Annotated in this window: 16 protein-coding genes and 1 tRNA gene; 11 read left to right on the top strand and 6 right to left on the bottom strand. The window is 41.1% G+C overall.

Annotation, left to right across the window (positions count from 1 at the left end):
• Positions 1–133: 133 nt before the first annotated feature.
• From kdsA to ES754_RS05545, 8 genes are all read left to right on the top strand, one after another.
• Positions 134–1,009 carry a 3-deoxy-8-phosphooctulonate synthase gene (gene kdsA, locus ES754_RS05580; protein WP_147222805.1) on the top strand — a complete coding sequence of 292 codons (876 nt, stop codon included), beginning with the start codon at positions 134–136 and terminating at the stop codon, positions 1,007–1,009.
• A gap of 78 nt (positions 1,010–1,087) precedes the next feature.
• On the top strand, positions 1,088–1,342 hold the full coding sequence (locus ES754_RS05575; protein ID WP_147222803.1) for a hypothetical protein: 255 nt from the start codon (positions 1,088–1,090) through the stop codon (positions 1,340–1,342).
• Between the two features lie 134 nt (positions 1,343–1,476).
• On the top strand, positions 1,477–1,701 hold the full coding sequence (locus tag ES754_RS05570; protein WP_147222801.1) for a heavy-metal-associated domain-containing protein: 225 nt from the start codon (positions 1,477–1,479) through the stop codon (positions 1,699–1,701).
• A 360-nt stretch (positions 1,702–2,061) separates the two neighbouring features.
• The gene (locus tag ES754_RS05565; protein ID WP_147222799.1) at positions 2,062–4,407 is read left to right on the top strand and encodes a heavy metal translocating P-type ATPase; all 2,346 of its coding nucleotides are present in this window, start codon (positions 2,062–2,064) and stop codon (positions 4,405–4,407) included.
• Between the two features lie 266 nt (positions 4,408–4,673).
• A complete protein-coding gene (gene eno / locus ES754_RS05560) occupies positions 4,674–5,990 on the top strand; it encodes a phosphopyruvate hydratase (protein ID WP_147222797.1) in 1,317 nt (438 codons plus the stop codon).
• A 159-nt stretch (positions 5,991–6,149) separates the two neighbouring features.
• Positions 6,150–6,455 (top strand): FtsB family cell division protein, encoded by a 306-nt coding sequence (locus ES754_RS05555; protein WP_147222795.1) that lies wholly within the window; start codon positions 6,150–6,152, stop codon positions 6,453–6,455.
• A gap of 142 nt (positions 6,456–6,597) precedes the next feature.
• Positions 6,598–7,341, top strand: coding sequence for a 2-C-methyl-D-erythritol 4-phosphate cytidylyltransferase (ispD, locus tag ES754_RS05550; protein ID WP_147222793.1), 744 nt, complete (start codon positions 6,598–6,600; stop codon positions 7,339–7,341).
• Positions 7,342–7,842: 501 nt separating this feature from the next.
• Entirely contained in the window at positions 7,843–8,475 is a 633-nt protein-coding gene (locus ES754_RS05545) for a BLUF domain-containing protein (protein WP_147222791.1), read from the top strand.
• Between the two features lie 178 nt (positions 8,476–8,653).
• On the opposite strand, the gene ES754_RS05540 is transcribed toward ES754_RS05545, so the two are convergent.
• From ES754_RS05540 to pyrC, 4 genes are all read right to left on the bottom strand, one after another.
• Positions 8,654–8,729 (bottom strand) — tRNA-Glu (locus ES754_RS05540).
• Between the two features lie 76 nt (positions 8,730–8,805).
• Positions 8,806–9,009, bottom strand: coding sequence for a hypothetical protein (locus ES754_RS05535; protein ID WP_147222789.1), 204 nt, complete (start codon positions 9,007–9,009; stop codon positions 8,806–8,808).
• Between the two features lie 364 nt (positions 9,010–9,373).
• Entirely contained in the window at positions 9,374–10,036 is a 663-nt protein-coding gene (gene rnt, locus ES754_RS05530; RefSeq protein ID WP_147223325.1) for a ribonuclease T, read from the bottom strand.
• Between the two features lie 301 nt (positions 10,037–10,337).
• Positions 10,338–11,408, bottom strand: coding sequence for a dihydroorotase (pyrC, locus tag ES754_RS05525; RefSeq protein WP_147222787.1), 1,071 nt, complete (start codon positions 11,406–11,408; stop codon positions 10,338–10,340).
• Between the two features lie 306 nt (positions 11,409–11,714).
• On the opposite strand from pyrC, the gene ES754_RS05520 reads away from it, so the two are divergent.
• Positions 11,715–12,953 (top strand): argininosuccinate synthase, encoded by a 1,239-nt coding sequence (locus ES754_RS05520; protein ID WP_147222785.1) that lies wholly within the window; start codon positions 11,715–11,717, stop codon positions 12,951–12,953.
• Positions 12,954–13,082: 129 nt separating this feature from the next.
• Here the strand turns inward: ES754_RS05520 and ES754_RS05515 are convergent, their stop codons facing one another.
• On the bottom strand, positions 13,083–14,294 hold the full coding sequence (locus ES754_RS05515; protein WP_147222783.1) for a hypothetical protein: 1,212 nt from the start codon (positions 14,292–14,294) through the stop codon (positions 13,083–13,085).
• Between the two features lie 144 nt (positions 14,295–14,438).
• On the opposite strand from ES754_RS05515, the gene ES754_RS05510 reads away from it, so the two are divergent.
• Together ES754_RS05510 and ES754_RS05505 are read left to right on the top strand one after the other, a co-directional pair.
• Entirely contained in the window at positions 14,439–14,954 is a 516-nt protein-coding gene (locus ES754_RS05510; RefSeq protein ID WP_147222781.1) for a L,D-transpeptidase, read from the top strand.
• Between the two features lie 230 nt (positions 14,955–15,184).
• Positions 15,185–15,805 (top strand): nitroreductase family protein, encoded by a 621-nt coding sequence (locus tag ES754_RS05505; protein ID WP_147222780.1) that lies wholly within the window; start codon positions 15,185–15,187, stop codon positions 15,803–15,805.
• 114 nt (positions 15,806–15,919) lie between these two features.
• Here the strand turns inward: ES754_RS05505 and ES754_RS05500 are convergent, their stop codons facing one another.
• Positions 15,920–17,458: a CYTH and CHAD domain-containing protein gene (locus ES754_RS05500; RefSeq protein ID WP_147222778.1), complete on the bottom strand. Its 1,539-nt coding sequence runs from the start codon at positions 17,456–17,458 to the stop codon at positions 15,920–15,922.
• Positions 17,459–17,555 lie beyond the last annotated feature (97 nt).

Below are 17,555 nucleotides of genomic sequence, written 5' to 3'. Positions count from 1 at the left end.
TAAGCTACTGAATGGTTAAGTTACGTCTAGGGCTTTTTTTAATGATACTATCGGTTACAATAACTTTGGTAGCATCGATAACCAGATTGTTAATAACAAAGTCATCAATAACAATAAACAGGATTATACGTTTATGGATAATTTATTAACCGCACAATCGCATATTCAGTTGAATACTCCTAATAGCAGCATCATCAATATTGGTAATGATCAACCTTTTGTATTATTTGGCGGTATGAACGTTTTAGAGTCAAAGGAGTTGGCTTTTGAGATTGCTGAGCAGTATATTGATATTTGTGAGCGTTTAGGCATCGGCTATGTATTTAAGGCCAGCTTTGATAAAGCCAATCGTTCAAGTTTACATTCATTTCGCGGGCCTGGTTTAGAGAAAGGTATTGACTGGCTAGGACAAATTAAAGAGAAATACCAAATACCGATTATTACTGACGTTCATGAGCCCTATCAAGCCGCACCTGTCGCTGAGGTTGCTGATATTATTCAGCTGCCTGCTTTTTTATCCAGACAAAGCGATTTGGTAGAGGCGATGGCTAAGACTGGTGCAATTATTAATATAAAAAAGGCTCAGTTTTTAGCGCCGCATGAGATGCGTCATATTATGAATAAATGCCTTGAGGCAGGTAACAACAAACTTATCCTGTGTGAGCGTGGTAGTGCTTTTGGGTATAATAACTTAGTGGTTGATATGCTGGGCTTTGATACGATGAAGCAGATGAATGTGCCGGTATTTTTTGATGTGACTCATAGCTTGCAACAACCGGGTGCGCGTAGTGACAGTGCTGGTGGTCGCCGTGAGCAGATTACCACTCTTGCACGTGCCGGTATGGCAACGGGTTTGGCAGGGTTGTTTTTAGAGGCGCATCCTAGCCCCGAAACGGCAAAGTGTGATGGCCCTTGTGCACTGCGTATGAACCAATTAGAACCTTTTTTGCAGCAATTAAAGCAAATTGATGACTTAGTTAAAGGTTTCGATATTTTAGATACTGAATAACTTAAAAGTCATACCTCTATTAATGATTAAAGCTTATTATATTTATTGATCAGTCTACAACAATAAAAGGATAAGACTATGGCGATTAAAACTGCAAAGGTAAGTATCGAAAATATTGATGATATTGAAGGTCTTGAGAGTGTAATGGTGGCATTGAAGAACATTACAGGGGTGACTGCGATAGAGCTTGATCCTGCTACTAATACTGCATTAATACGCTATGATGATACTGATACCAGCATTCATGCATTTACTGCAGCGATTAGTATGGTGGACTATGTTACGCAGCCATATCCCATTGATGCGCCGCAAAATCCACGTTACCATGAGTAAAGCCCTACTAAGCTGCCTTGATGTTAAGATAGAGATGGCTTAATGTGGAGATGTGCTAACTGACAACAGTTACTAATTAGTAGCAATGGTTAGCTAGCCTATAAACTTTGATAGATAACAATAAGGAGCCTACCATGGCCAATCAAACTCGTATTATTAAAATTGACGGTATGACCTGCGGTGGATGCGTAGCAAGTATCCATACTGCTACCGCTGACATTGAAGGTTTAGACACTATCTCTGTTGAACTTACTGATAATCAAGCAACCGTCACTTTCGATGACCAACTAACCAGCGCTGATAAAATCGCCGCTGCCATTGAAGATGCTGGATTTGATGCAACCGTTGCGAATTCTTAAGCTAAGTAAGTAATAAATAAAAAACCAGCTATCATAGCTGGTTTTTTTTCATGGAATTTTTAGGGGTTTTTTAAGGTTACTCATTGTTGAAGAGTACTAAATAAAGCTGCTAGGCTTAGTTAGTGAATGCAGTGAGCTGTAACTATTAAGCACCCTTATCGTTGTTAATAGACTCTTCAGTATGTTTTTTAGTATAATGATGTCATTCTTGACATGAGCCTACTTGAAAATTCAAATCAGAGCCTAATCTCAAGGTAAGACTTGCTTTTATTGTTATCGGTACAAATAAATTAATCCGATGGCATATTCTAATCCTGTTACACTCCTATGATTTTATAAATACCATGACGAGTTTTAGTTATGAATGATGTATCACGCACCACTGAACCATCCTACGACGTAGAAACTGATATTCAGTCCAATACTCAGTTACAGCCGCAGCGCGCTCATTTGCAACTAGCAATTGAGGGTATGTCGTGTCAGGCGTGTGCGTCGCGAATTGAAAAGGTGCTCAATAAAAAGCCTGCTATCTATGAGGTAAGCGTCAACTTCGCAGGAGAGACAGCTAATGTCGACTATAATCCAACGACAACGACACCGGAACAAATTACTGAATGGGTTGATAAAACAGGATTTGTGGCAAACCTGCAAGCCGCTGATAGTTTGTTTGCACAAACGGATGAAGATACGGCTACTCGTTTGCCGTGGCGACTGATTGCGCTGTGGGTTTGTCTATTGCCATTTTTAGTTGGTATGGCAGGCATGCTGATTGGTCAAGGAATGGCGTGGATGCCACCGGTTTGGATCCAGTTTATATTAGCAACGATTGTTCAATTTGGATTGGCACTGCCATTTTACAAAAGCGCATGGGCATCAATTAAAGGTGGTCTGGCCAATATGGACGTACTGGTCGTCCTTGGCACGGTGACTATTTGGGCATATTCGACTTATATATGGTTGACTCATGGTGACAGTAGTATGGGTCGCATGCTACAAGACGCTGCTAATCATGGCCCTGAAGTGTATTTTGAAGCAGGGGTGATGGTCATTGCGTTTGTGCGTACTGGTAAATATTTAGAGGAACGCACTAAAAAACATAGCCTAAATAGTATCGACTTATTGCTGTCATTAACGCCTGATCAGGTTGAACAGCAGCAGCCCAATGGCGACTTTCATAATGTTTCACTACAAGATGTACAAGTAGATGATATCTTACGCGCCAAACAAGGCAGTCGTGTCGCAACTGATGGGACAGTCATCGATGGTAGTGGCTGGTGTGTTGAGAGTCACTTAACCGGTGAGTCAGTCCCCCTCAAAAAAGAAGAGGGTGATGAGTTATTAGCGGGTGCTTTGGTTGAAAATGGCAGCTTGCTATATCGTGTCCGTGCTAAAGGTAGTGATACTAAGCTTGGTGATATGGTACAGGCGCTTAGTGATGCTCAAGGCTCAAAAGCGAAGCTGGCACGCCTTGCTGATAAAGTTACCGCCATCTTTGTGCCCGTAGTCGTTGCCATATCACTGCTTACCTTTGGGCTGACGTGGTGGCTCACCGGCATGGTCGATACTGCTTTAATGCATGCGGTGTCAGTATTAGTAATTGCCTGTCCTTGTGCCCTTGGGCTAGCGACACCTGCTGCTATTATGGCCGGTATGGGTGTGGCGGCGCGTCATGGTGTTTGGTTTAAAGACGCGCAAAGCTTGGAGGCTGCAGGCGATATCGATACGGTTGTATTGGATAAAACTGGTACCTTAACTATTGGTAAACCGGCCATCGTTGAGCAAATGATGGTTGATAAATCAATAGCTATTAATGATGTATTACAGCTGGTTGCTAGTGTCGAGGTCCATGCCAGTCATCCATTAGCGACAGCGGTAGTCAATGCTGCGAAAGAACGTCGCTTGCCGCTATTAGGAGTTACTGATATCAGTGTTATTAAAGGCGCTGGTATCCAAGCAAAAATTGCAGGTCTTGGTATTGTAAAAGTCGGTACTGCTGAATTTGCGAACTTAACCCTACCGAAATTTATGCCCAAGGTATGGCAGATTGCCAGTACTGTTGCCGTTAGTATTAACGATGAAGCATTAGGTGCTTTCGCATTAGCAGATGATTTAAAAGCGGATACGCCGCAAGCAATTACTGCGCTGCAAGATGCAGGTCTTAATGTGATTTTAATGAGTGGCGATAAACAATCGGTTGTTGACCATGTCGCTGAACAGTTAGGCATCACAGCTGCTTACGGTAGGATGAGCCCGCGTGATAAAGCCAGCCAAATTGCTAAGTTGCAAACGGCAGGTCATAAAGTAGCGATGGCAGGCGACGGTGTTAATGATGCACCTGCAATGGCAACAGCTGATGCCAGTTTTGCGATGTTTGAAGGTACGGATGTTGCGCAACATAGCGCCTCTGCGCGCTTAATGGGCGAGTCCTTAATGCATATCGATGCTGCGCAAAAAATTGCTTATGCAACTGTGCGCAATATTAAACAGAATCTGTTCTTTGCTTTTATTTATAACTGTCTTGGTATTCCGCTCGCTGCTTTTGGTTTCTTAAATCCGATGATTGCAGCAGCAGCGATGGCGCTCAGTTCCATCTCCGTATTGATGAATGCACTGCGTTTGACTACTTTTAAAACGGCTGTAGAATTAAATAATACCGTCACAACGACTGAACCTGACGCCAATAAAAATAGCACTATTAAAGCTTAACTTAATCCATAATGGTTCGCATTAAGATGGGCGATGTTTTATGGGTTTTATGCTATGATGCGAATCACTGTAGCTAAGTATAATTTTTAGCCTAACTGCCTTTATAATCTATTTTTGAATAGGAGTAATTGGTAGTAGATTGGCTATACCATGATTTTATAAATTGATTGATGAATTGATCGATAAACTAATTTGATTGCTTTTTTATTTTATTGACCCTTTTTTATCCCACAAACTTGGCATGACCAAAGGAATTAATAGACACTATGTACGCTGAAGAAACCAAGAACGTCACCCAAATTAAAGACATTCGCGCCCGTGAAATTCTAGACTCGCGCGGTAACCCAACGATTGAAGCTGATGTTATTTTAGCTGATGGCACTATTGGCCGAGCAGCTGCGCCTAGTGGTGCATCAACGGGCTCACGTGAAGCAATTGAGCTACGTGATGGCGACAAAGATCGCTATATGGGTAAAGGCGTTAAAAAGGCCGTTGCTAACGTCAATAGTCAAATTCGTAGCGCTTTGATGAACACCGACGTGACAGAGCAACAGCGTATTGATGACGCAATGATTGCGCTCGATGGCACTAGTAATAAAGACAACCTTGGTGCTAATGCTATATTGGCAGTGTCACTTGCAGCTGCAAAAGCGGCGGCCCAGTCAAAAGGCCTACCGTTACATCAGTATATTGCTGATTTACGTAATCAGACGTCATTGACCATGCCAGTCCCCATGATGAACATCATTAATGGTGGCGAGCACGCTGACAACACTATTGATATTCAAGAGTTCATGATTACGCCAGTTGGTTTTAACAGCTTTTCAGAGGCGCTACGTGCTGGTACTGAAGTTTTCCATAGCTTAAAATCGGTGCTTAAATCACAAGGTCTAAGTACATCAGTGGGTGACGAAGGTGGCTTTGCACCGAACTTACGTACCAGTGAAGAAGCCATCACCGTTATTATGCAAGCCATTGACCAAGTAGGTTACAAAGCAGGCGAAGATATTCATCTAGCCTTGGATTGTGCAGCGAGTGAATTTTATAAAGATGGTAAATATATCTTGGCAGGTGAGGGCAATAAAGCCTTTGATAGTCAACAGTTTTCGGACTACTTAGTCGATTTAGCTCGTCAATACCCAATTATCTCTATTGAAGATGGTCTTGATGAGTCAGATTGGGATGGTTGGAAGTATTTGACAGAACAAATCGGCGATAAAGTACAGCTGGTTGGTGATGATTTATTTGTGACTGATCCTGCTATATTACAAGAAGGTATTGATAAGCACATTGCCAATGCAATTTTGATCAAATTTAACCAGATCGGTACGTTATCAGAAACGCTTGATGCCATCTATTTGGCTAAGAAAAATGGCTATGCAACCATTATCTCTCATCGTTCAGGCGAGACTGAAGACAGTACTATTGCTGATTTAGCAGTGGGCACCGCCGCAGGTCAAATTAAAACGGGTTCGTTGTGCCGCTCAGATCGCGTCGCAAAATATAATCAGTTGCTCCGTATTGAACAGCAAGTTCGTGCTAGCTATCGTGGTCGCGAAGAGTTTATCGGTCTACGTGGTTAAGATCACTAATTAAAAATTAACTGAGTAAAACTAATGCTTAGCGACATATTAAGGTGCATATCGTAATATGTCGTTAAACTGTCTTAAGTCTTTAAAATTTAGCAATGTTTGTGTTCCAGTATTTTATACTTTCATCCTAGCGTTTGGCGTTATTCTTCTATGAAATACCTTAGCCAGTTCATGTTACTTGCCTTAGCGGTTGCCGTGCTATTAGGGCTACAATATCAATATTGGCTGGGCGGAAATGGACGTGTTGAACGCAATCAATTATTGACTCAAATTGAGGCACAGAAACGTTTAAATGGCAATCAAATTTCTGCAAATGACTTACTGCGTACTGATGTCCATGATTTAAAGAATGGTCTGGAAGCGGTAGAAGAGCATGCGCGTTTGGATTTAGGTTTGATTAAGCCTAATGAGACCTTTGTACAAGTGTCTACTGCACCCACAACACAAAGTCGCTAATAGCCTTTATTGTTAACTATTTAATTTTGGCTGATAACCGCTCTATTTTTGTCGCCTTAACTTCCTATTCTTTGTACGTTTTTCTATTATCTCTGCGCCCTCTTTTCTCATACGTTAAATCCTACGCTATAAGAATAAAACTATGAATACCAACTCTCAAGTGCACGCTATGATCGTCGCTGCTGGTCGCGGTAGTCGCTTTGGTGCGTCTGTCCCTAAGCAATATTCGATACTCAAAGGGCAAACTCTCTTGCAACTTAGTGTCGCGAGACTGGCAAGCAGCGCTTACATTAATGACTGTCTACTTGTAATTGCCGCAGATGATGAAATAGCGCGGACACTTGATTTTGCCTTACCTATTCATTATGTTTTTGGTGGAGAAGAACGTTGGCAATCAGTTCAGGCGGGACTTGAATCGATTATTAATGTAGGCGCTAATGAGGCAGACTTAGTGTTGATTCATGATGCCGCGCGTCCAGCCGTATCTTACATTGATATTGATAATGTTATTGAGGCTGCAATGTATGAGCCTTATGGTGCGATTTTAGCCACGCCAGTTGCGGATACTCTAAAACAGGCTAAGCAAGTCAAATCTACTTCCATCTCTTCTCCTAGCTTTAATGATAACGCCCATATTTATGCTGAACGAACTATAGACCGCACTCATATGTGGCAGGCACAAACCCCACAAGTGTTTCGAGTTGGGCAACTTCAACGCGTATTAGCATATATTGCTAAAAACAACCTATCCATTACGGATGAGGCCAGTGCTTTTGAGCACTTAAACCTACCTATTCGTCTGGTTAATGGTAGTCGCCAAAATATCAAGCTGACTTATCCTGATGATGCTACCTTGTTAGCAGCGATTCTTAATGGGCAAGAATAAGCACTTTTATTTATATACATCATCTAACACAAAAGGTCTTTTTAGGCTTGTCATCCTATATCAGCTTCTCTATGCGCAGCATATAGTATTCCCCCTGTTCAATCTTACTTTCCTGTTAAGTATTGTTTTATACCTATCTTGTTCAAGACTCCATTTCTAAATCATACTTATATTGGCTATTATAAAATATTAAATTGAATCTCTTTTCTTTTGACGGAAATTAGCTAACTCTTAACTCCTGTAACTAATAAGCTTCATCTTTTATCACTATAAAAAGTGTGTAAATTTATTTTATTACAATAAGTTATTGTTGTCTTATCGTAATAGATTGCTTTGTTGACTGAACTAACCTATGATGTAACCAAGTTAATACAATAAATATAATTGCTTATAGAAAATCGGCACAATGCAGCACTTTGATAGTGCAATTTGCTATATTGATTTTGATAGCTATCAGCTGACTTGCTTAACCGAGTTTGCCTAATAATAAGGAGAAGTTGATTGTCGACTTTCACTGGTACATCAAACTCAGAAGCGGTAGATCTTTACCAATTTGTATATATAAGCCGTATTACTTCAACAGGCTTATCGGGTGCTAGCACGCTCAACGATATCGCCGAGACCTCTATAAAAAACAACAAAAACAATCATATTACTGGCATTCTTTGCTATGGTAACGGCTATTTTTTTCAGTGCATTGAAGGAACAGAGCAAGCGTTGACCAATCTAAAAAATCAGCTATTGATGGATGATCGACATAAAGACTTGCAGACTTTAAGCTTTTCAGCAATCGAAGCACGCCGCTTCCAAAGCTGGTCACTACGTTCTATCGTTCTAGAGCGCTGGTTAATCAAAGATCCTACGATGAAAGCTTTAATGCCATTCAAGCCATATGCTTGGAGTATGGAAGAAAGCAAACAATTTTTAGAACTATTGCAGCACTATTATGAAAATCAAGAGCAAAAAGATGAGGTAGATATGCAGCCTATTAAATACAATGCTTTAGGTATTACCCTGTTTAAAGTAGTGGGTCAACATCAAGCATTTTTCTTAATTCAAACGGTATTAAGCATATTGATTTTACTTACTCTACTGTGGTTTATACTGTCAGATAAGCTTTACTTTTTTTCATAGGTCAAAATTTTACTATTTAAGTCAGCACGTTGCTGGCTTTTTCGCTTAGTAAAATAAGTCATATAAATTTTAAACAATATAAAAAAACTTAGAAACATAAAAAAACCCTCAAAATCTATAAGATTTTGAGGGTTTTTAAAGCATTACTTTTAACAACCAGCAATAACGCTTTAGTATATGGCGTCCCCAGGGGGGTTCGAACCCCCGTTACCGCCGTGAAAGGGCAGTGTCCTAGGCCACTAGACGATGGGGACTAGTGATACTTAAGTTTACTTTACAGTTTACGCTGAAGTGGTGCACATAATAGTAGCAATCTTAGATACTGTCAAGCTATTTTCGCATATTTTTCGAAGTTTTATATTTCTGACGCCTTTTAGCGGTTAAATACTTTTTTCTGATGGCACGGCGTGGATGCAAGTCATTGTTTTTTAGATGATGACGTATCCATAAAGAAGTACAAGTGCTGATGGTCAAAGCAAGTAACATATAACCAAAAATTGTTCCCCATAATATATGATGCGGTTCCAGTTCCATGGAAATTCCCTCTTATTAGGCCTAACATAGCGTAGCGCTTGCTATCGAGGCGGGGTGAGCAACCTAAGTCATCAATAGCGTATCAGAGCGTCATCTAAGACGAGAACAGTAACAAGTGAGTGAACTATCAATTCCATTTAGACAGTACATCCAACCCATTTGGGCTGACAGTTAACTTGCTTATCATCGTATCAATAATATCCCTATTGATTGCGAAATGAAGATAGTAGAGTATAACTAGTTAATTAAGGGTTATGAAGTTAGCAAAATAGCGTTGTTGTTTTTGACAATTAATCGTCAGTAGGCAATTATCCATGAATACTTACTAAGTACTAATTATAACTGAAATATTTTTAATTACTGTTTACTTATTATTATCGTTATCAGTTAACGCTACCTTGCTCGGTTCAGCATGTAAAGCGTTGGCCAGCATAGGATAGCTATTAAGAATGTGACAAAATAGTTCTGCTGTTTTCTGAGTGTCATACAAGGCTGAGTGAGCATTATTACCGTCAAAATCAAGCCCGGCCGCCTTACAAGCACGTGCTAGTACGGTCTGCCCAAAAGCAAGTGCTGCCAAAGTGACGGTATCAAATACGGAAAACTGATGAAAAGGGTTATGGTTTTTACTATTGGTACGTAGCACTGCTGCATTCACAAAGCTTAAGTCAAAATGGGCGTTGTGACCAATCAATACACATTGGCGGCAGTCTTCTTCCTTGCGTACTTCTTTTAGGCCTTTAAAAATCCGTCGCAGCGCCGTTTTTTCATCTTCAGCAATCGCTTTACGCATTGGATTATTAGGGTCGATACCGGTAAAGGCTAAAGCACTAGGCTCTAAGTTTGCGCCTGCAAAAGGTTCAATGTGTGCATTCAAGGCTTCGCCTGGATAAAATACTCCTTGCTCATTTAATAAGATAGGGATACAAGCAATCTCTAGTAATGCATCAGTCTGCGAGTTAAAGCCGGCAGTTTCGACATCAACGACCACTGGTAAGAATTTACGAAAACGCTCTTTTAGGGTCATCGGTGCTGATTCTTCGCTATCAGTAGAGATTTTACTATTGGGAGAGCTCTTACTAGCAACAGGACTACTATCAATAATATCGTCAGTTAGTGAGTTACCAGCAGGTAAATTTGTGCTATTTGGAAGGGTCATATCAGATCAAATCACTTTTATCGGTCGTACAAGATATATTAAAATAAATAAGTGCCCAATAATATAGGTTGTCTAATCGCGTTGCCTATATTACTGAGTCGAATTAGCTGTTCTTTATATTAAACAAACACACTAGCTAGATCACAATGCTTAGATTAAAGTGCCTAGATTATCCCTTAATAGACCAAGGGAGCGTCTCACCAGCCATCAGCGGTGTGAGCGTTGAGCCATCAAAATAAGGGTAATCTGTCGGCACTTGCATTGGGGTATTGATTAGAGTCACGGTATTAGTAGTCACTGGTAACCCGTAAAATTCTGCACCAAAGCGACTGGTAAAGCCTTCTAAATTATCAAGCTTACCAATACTATCAAAAACAGTAGCATATAATGGTAGGGCGGTAGCTGAGCTATAGCAACCCGCACAACCACAAGCCGCTTCTTTTTTATCAGTCGCGTGTGGCGCTGAATCAGTACCTAAAAAGAACTTCGAACTACCACTGGTTGCCACAGCCAATAGTGCCTGCTGATGGGTAGCACGTTTTAGAATAGGCAAACAATAAAAATGCGGCTTGATACCACCTAGTAATAGATGGTTGCGGTTAAGCATTAAATGCTGCGGCGTGATTGTAGCGGCAACTTGCTTACCTTGAGCTAAGACAAAATCTGCAGCATCGCTAGTAGTGATATGCTCTAGTACGATCTTAAGCGTAGGGAAGTTGCGAACAATTTGTACTAAGACTTCATCTAAAAATCGCTTTTCACGATCAAAAATATCGACATGGTCGTGAGTCACTTCGCCATGTAGCAATAGCGGTAAATTATACTTCTCCATCGCCGCAAATACCTTGGCGAGGCCATCGATATCAGTCACACCATCAGCGGAGTTAGTGGTGGCGCCAGCAGGATACAGCTTAACGGCTTGTACAATACCAGACTTCGCCGCCATCTCAATATCATGGACTGAGGTGTGATCCGTCATATATAACGTCATGCGCGGGTCAAAGGCTGACTTGCGTGCGGCCCTCACGTCACTAGCCTGTAGGTACTGCATAATACGCTCACGATAAGCGCGGGCATCATCTGCATTTTTGACCGGCGGCACCAAATTTGGCATACAAATAACGCGGTCAAAGCTAGTGGCTGCATGCGGCACCGTGGTTGCCAGTGCTTTACCGTCACGTAAATGAATATGCCAATCGTCTGGCTGCAGAAGGGTTAACTCTTTAATCGAATCAGTCATAGGGATCATATTACTCAGTATCATGAAAGGCGGGAATAAAAAAAGGGGGAATAAGGCAGATAATGATAACCTTTAATCTATAGCTATAATAACAGATTTACTTGCCTGACTAAATATGTGGTTAAATGGTTATGAGTTAGGCGGCCTATACTTAAATAACAGGCGAAACTATGACAAATCCTAGAGTCACGCGGTGGTTACACTTTTGCCTGTTCTAAATATGATGTACACTGAGTGGGCACTCTATTTTTTTAATTTATTCTAATCATGGTTTTTATCACTAAATTCTAATATGAGGAGTTATTCATGGCTCAGCTCGACCCAAAAAATATTAATAAAATTGTTTTGGCTTATTCTGGTGGTCTAGATACGTCCATCATCGCCAAATGGCTACAAGACACTTATGATGCTGAAGTGATTACTTTTACCGCTGACATCGGTCAAGGCGAAGAAGTTGAGCCGGCCCGTGCCAAAGCGGAAGCCATGGGTATTAAGAGTATCTATATTGAAGATTTGCGCGAAGAGTTTGCGCGTGATTATGTGTTCCCAATGTTCCGTGCCAATGCCATTTATGAGGGCGAGTATCTACTAGGTACTTCTATTGCCCGTCCGCTTATCGCTAAGCGTTTGGTTGAGATTGCCGCTGAGCATGGCGCAGATGCCATTAGCCATGGCGCAACGGGTAAAGGTAACGACCAAGTACGTTTTGAGCTTGGCGCTGTTGCCTTGTCACCAGATGTAGTAACGATTGCGCCTTGGCGTGAGTGGGACTTGTCTAGCCGTGAAAGCTTGATGCAATATGCCGAAGAACATAACATTGCGATTGATTATGCCGGTAATAAGACCAAGTCTCCTTATTCAATGGATGCCAACTTGCTGCATATCTCTTATGAGGGCGGCATTCTAGAAGACCCATATGCTGAAGCAGAAGATGATATGTGGCGCTGGTCAGTGAGTCCAGAAGAAGCGCCAGATGAGGCGCAGTATTTAGAACTAGAGTATGAAAAAGGTGACATCGTTGCTATCGATGGCGAAACGCTCAAACCGTATGAGATTATGATTAAGCTGAATGAAATCGGTGGCAACCATGGTATCGGTCGTTTGGATATCGTAGAAAACCGTTATGTTGGCATGAAGTCACGTGGCTGTTATGAAACCCCAGCCGGTACGATTATGCTAAAAGCGCATCGCGGTATTGAATCTCTAACCTTGGACCGTGAAGCGGCGCATCTAAAAGATGAGCTCATGCCGCGCTACGCCAAGATTATCTATAACGGCTATTGGTTCAGCCCTGAGCGCCTCATGCTACAGGCCTTAATTGACAAGTCACAAGAGTATGTTAACGGCACGGTACGCTTGAAGCTGTATAAAGGCAGTGTCAGTGTGGTCGGACGTAAATCAGACGATTCATTATTTGATGAAAAAATTGCTACCTTTGAAGATGATGCCGGTGCCTATGATCAGAAAGATGCGGAAGGTTTCATTCGTTTAAACGGTCTACGTTTGGCTATTGAAGCCAGCCGTGGTCGCGATTTGTCTAAATAACAGATTCAATTTGTTAATTTTAGTTCCAATAACTGAATCAAAAAATAGTCATAAGAAACAATCACAATAAAAAACAGAGACATCATGTCTCTGTTTTTTATTGTTTGCTCACTCAGGTTTTATTGTCTATTATTCTAAGGTTTCTTTCTCATTCGAGTCATCGGCTTTGGCGGCATCAACTTTTTGTCGGGCGCGCTCTTGAGCAAGGTCTCGCTCCATAACGGCTACGGTCGCTGATACTACACCATCAGATTTCTTACTTTGATATTTAATAGTAGCAAGGACGCTAAGCGTACCAATAACCACGATAAGAATAAGAATAATTGGGTTTTTCCAAATAGGATAGGTATCTTCTTTTTTAATAATGGTCTCACTAGCAGTTTTGGGAGTAGCGTCATTTTTGTTAGCGATTAAGCGTAAATTAACCGAAGGTCGCGTCGGTGGATTTATTGGTTCAGAGGTGATACGCAGACGATTGCGACTCAGATAAATATCAGAGATTTTTGCTAATTGTAGCAGCCAACGCTGGTGTGGCAAATAGATAGTAGGCATTTGCGAAAAGACTAACATGTCATTGTGGGAGCCAATTTGCATATTTTCTGGTGAGCGGCCAATTGCTTTTAGATAGTTAGAAGTGGTTTGTTGTATATCTTGTATAGGGACAGTATTTTTGATCGTAAACTTCGTCAGCTCATACCAGTAATGGTCAAAAGGAGGTGGTATCATATCTAGAGTTGTAGCTTTGATGTTAGTATCTGCTGAGTTTGTAGTTGATATTTCAGTACCTGTTAATAATGTAGGCTGTATTACAGAGTCAGTGTTAGCAAAGCGCTCAGCTGATAAAAACTGGGGTTGCAAAGTAAACCAGTTATCAATTTCCTCATAATCTAGCTGGCTGTAATCCGCGAAGATAGCCAATTCACGTATAGCAATCACACACATAGATGTGAGCAAGATTTGTGCTTGTGGCGATGTTGTCTCAATCTGCTGCGCAATATATTCGCTAGCAGTAATAATCTGTGCACTATCGTTGAACAATGCATCCGCCATATCATGACGATGATATAGAATGGCGTCGATAGTTACAAAGTTCATAGAGTTGTATTTTCTCAGCTCTTTAATCGCACTACGAGTAAATAATTTTTTGCTAACGGCTTGACCTTGATAGTGCTGCTGATAAGCGAGTAGAGTGCTGACGATCACCTGCAAGCTGTGACTTATTGCTAGATGCGTTTGTGGCAATGATAGCTGTGCGGCATCGGCTAATAGCGATACCATTGGCTGGATATCTTGATATAAAAAATCGTACATCGACACACGTGTCGGGGAAATAGTCGTCATAATCTGCTAGCACCAAAAGTGTGTGCCCATAGTACGGTGACAATTGCCTTGAGACAATACCTTAAATTTAGAGTTTTCTTATTAATAACTTATTTATAAATGGTTATTAAGTAGATACTTATTAGTAACCGGACGACAAAGCCTATGATTGATAACCAAAAACTAGGATTAGAGCTACGGATTAATATTGCTGAGCAGACGCTTACTATGTATCAACAAGGTATAGAGGTCTGCCGCTATGCTATCTCTACCGCTCAGAACGGCATCGGCAGTCTACAAGACAGTGGTTGTACGCCGCTTGGTGCTCATATTATTGCCCAAAAAATAGGCGGCAGTCAGCCCATCAATTCAGTATTCGTTGGGCGCGTACCCACTGGAGAGATTTATAGCGCGATGCTCGAGGAAGAATATCCAGAACGTGACTGGATACTAAGCCGTATCTTATGGCTGGCAGGCTTAGAGGAAGGTAATAATCAAGGAAGCAATGGCCAAGGCAACTGCGATACCTATCAGCGTTATATTTATATCCATGGCACACCTGATAATCAACCCATGGGTATTCCACGCTCTCATGGTTGCGTGCGAATGCGTAATCAAGATATTGTTGAGCTGTTCACGCAAGTGGCTGAAGGCACGCCAGTTAGTATCGTTGCTGACTAAAGCTATTGTCGTTTGCTAAAAAAGGTTACAAGACTATTTATAAAATAAATTTAACAGTTACGAGTTGTGGTTTAGGCATTGTTATAATAGTGACCGCATTTAGCCGTATGTGATAGCTGCAAAGTAGAAGCACAATTAAATGATGTCTGCCGAGCTATTAGATGACTGAATAAGCAAATGATTGCATCAGTAAATAATAAAGCTAAACCCTAACAACGAGGATAATAATAATGACTAAAGCAACACTAGTAAATTTACAACAGGCCTTTGATAAGCGCCGTACAATCTATGCTTTGGGTGATGAGTTACCAGTAGATCCAAGGGCGATTGTTAATATTGCTGAGCGTGTACTATTACATACCCCTTCTGCCTTTAATTCCCAGTCTTCACGGTTGGTAGTATTATTCGGTGAGCAGCATCAGCAACTTTGGGATATCACTGAGATTAAATTGCGCGAGCAAGTCGGTGATGGTGATTTTACTGGCTCTAAGCAAAGAATGGATAGCTTTCGCGCTGCGGCAGGAAGCGTATTGTTTTTTGAAGATAAAGAAGTCGTTAAATCCCTACAAGATAAGTTTACGTTATATGCAGATAAGTTCCCTCTATGGGCGCATCAAACCTCAGCTATGCATCAGTATGCGTTGTGGACAGAACTAAGTACCTTAAACGTGGGGGCTAGTGTGCAGCACTATAACCCACTGATTGATAGCGACATCGCTGCTGCATTTGATATTCCTGATAACTGGGATTTAATCGCGCAAATGCCGTTTGGCAATATTGTAGAACCTGCTGGTGATAAGACGTATCAGCCGCTTAATGAACGTATGAAAGTGTTGGGACTTAATAACTAATAAATTAATGGCTCATGAATTAAAAGTTAAAAAAAGACAGTTCAAATTAAGGATACTGTCTTTTTTATAACCTTTGAACAGTTTTTTTAGTTAGAGCTTTTTATCAAGAGTCTCTTACCAAAAGGTAGCGCTATCTTGAATACGATCTAAGTGCTTTTGGCAGCGTTTATGATCAGTTTTTAATGACGCTGCAAACCACCCAGCACCATATAAGGCATCAGTATCGGTTACTGCCTTCTGCTGATAGTACTGTTGATACTGAATATGTTCATGATACTGACTGAGCGATTTTTGGGCTTTCGTTAAGCATTTTAACCAGCGTTTGCTTTTCTTTTTGCCATATAACGGTGCGGCGAATTCACTGATATAGCGTAAATCCTCCAGAAGACAGCGTATCTTATAAGTATAACTGTCAGGTTCTAAGTCGCTGAACTCCAAACCATTATCATCTTTATCATTAAAAATTTGCACATTTTCAAGTAATTTCATATATTTTTTAGACAAGATTTTGGATAGTTTATCTATTGCAAGTATATCTGACTGAGCTTCGGTACATGGGTCGTTCATGGTAAATTCGATGAGCTCTAGTAACGCCAGCTGGAGGTCGTTATCACTCACTGCATCAATAGGTTTGATTGTCTTATGCTCAACTTCTATTGTCCAATCAATACTCGGCGCGCCATGTTGCACTAATATTGGCTCAATATGCGAGGTCAAATAGGCAAGCTCATAATAGTCGCCAAGTAGGGCAGCAGTTTGTTTTAGAATGGGCTGCCATTCAGGATTTAGCTGCTCTGAGAATTTGTTAAAAGTATCTAAAGCAACTGTTAGGCGGCGTAGGCCAATACGCAGTTGTAAAATGTGACTGTTAGCCTCACTACCAGCGACGATGGCGCTACTGTTTGGCAGTATTTGCAACAGACAGTTATGTATGGCAGCACGTATAAAGGCTGGCATGCTGCTATCTTTATTAACATTAAGCTGCTGCAAATCAGCTTTAACCGCTGGGCTATAATCTTCGCCCTTAACAAGCAAACCCCCATGCTCCGCCTTAGTTACGGTAGATAAGCAAAGCTTATAACGTTTACACCATATTTTAGCAGTCGCAAATAAAAATGCCAGCTCCCCTGAAACCAGCTCAAACTCAATTTCTTGAATGGGTTGACGCTGACTATCGTCGTTACCATGGATGATCTCGCCCTCGTCATAAGCCATCTCTAAACTATTGCTGTTGTTCTCCAACATGCGAGTGGTACGCTGGATATCGGTAACATATTGACGGGTCAAGGTTTTTGCTAGTTTTTTTACTTTAAAATCAGCCAAAGCTGGAGCTATATAGGTGTCTTTATACAAGCACAAATCAGGCATCAAATTATTACCATCAAGCATTGCTTGGACATGGTCAGTATCAAGGACGGTATTATGCTCCAAGCGTGCTGCCATACCATCGCCACCTGCTTTTATGGTCTGTACCCAAGTATCGCCTTCTTGGCGGATACGCAATCCGATACCAGCTTGTGCTAACGCCTGCTTTGGGGTATCGAAATAGTGGGCAGCCATGTGAATATCTTGTGAAGATTTAACCTTTGCTTGGCGCATCAGCCCTTTTAAACGCGCTTGGGACACTAAAAACTTCAGCTCAATTTCTTGCATGACTTTCCCCTTGGGTTTGAGTGAGATAGTAATAATTTTAGCATCGTATGAATGCTATTAGATAATGATAAGTAGGTTAATTAGGATGGCTTATATC

This window comes from Psychrobacter frigidicola (assembly GCF_007997305.1).
In the GTDB taxonomy this organism is placed as follows: Bacteria; Pseudomonadota; Gammaproteobacteria; order Pseudomonadales; family Moraxellaceae; genus Psychrobacter; species Psychrobacter frigidicola.
Note: the sequence above shows the minus strand (reverse complement) of the source record. Positions and strands in the feature narration are given on the sequence as shown.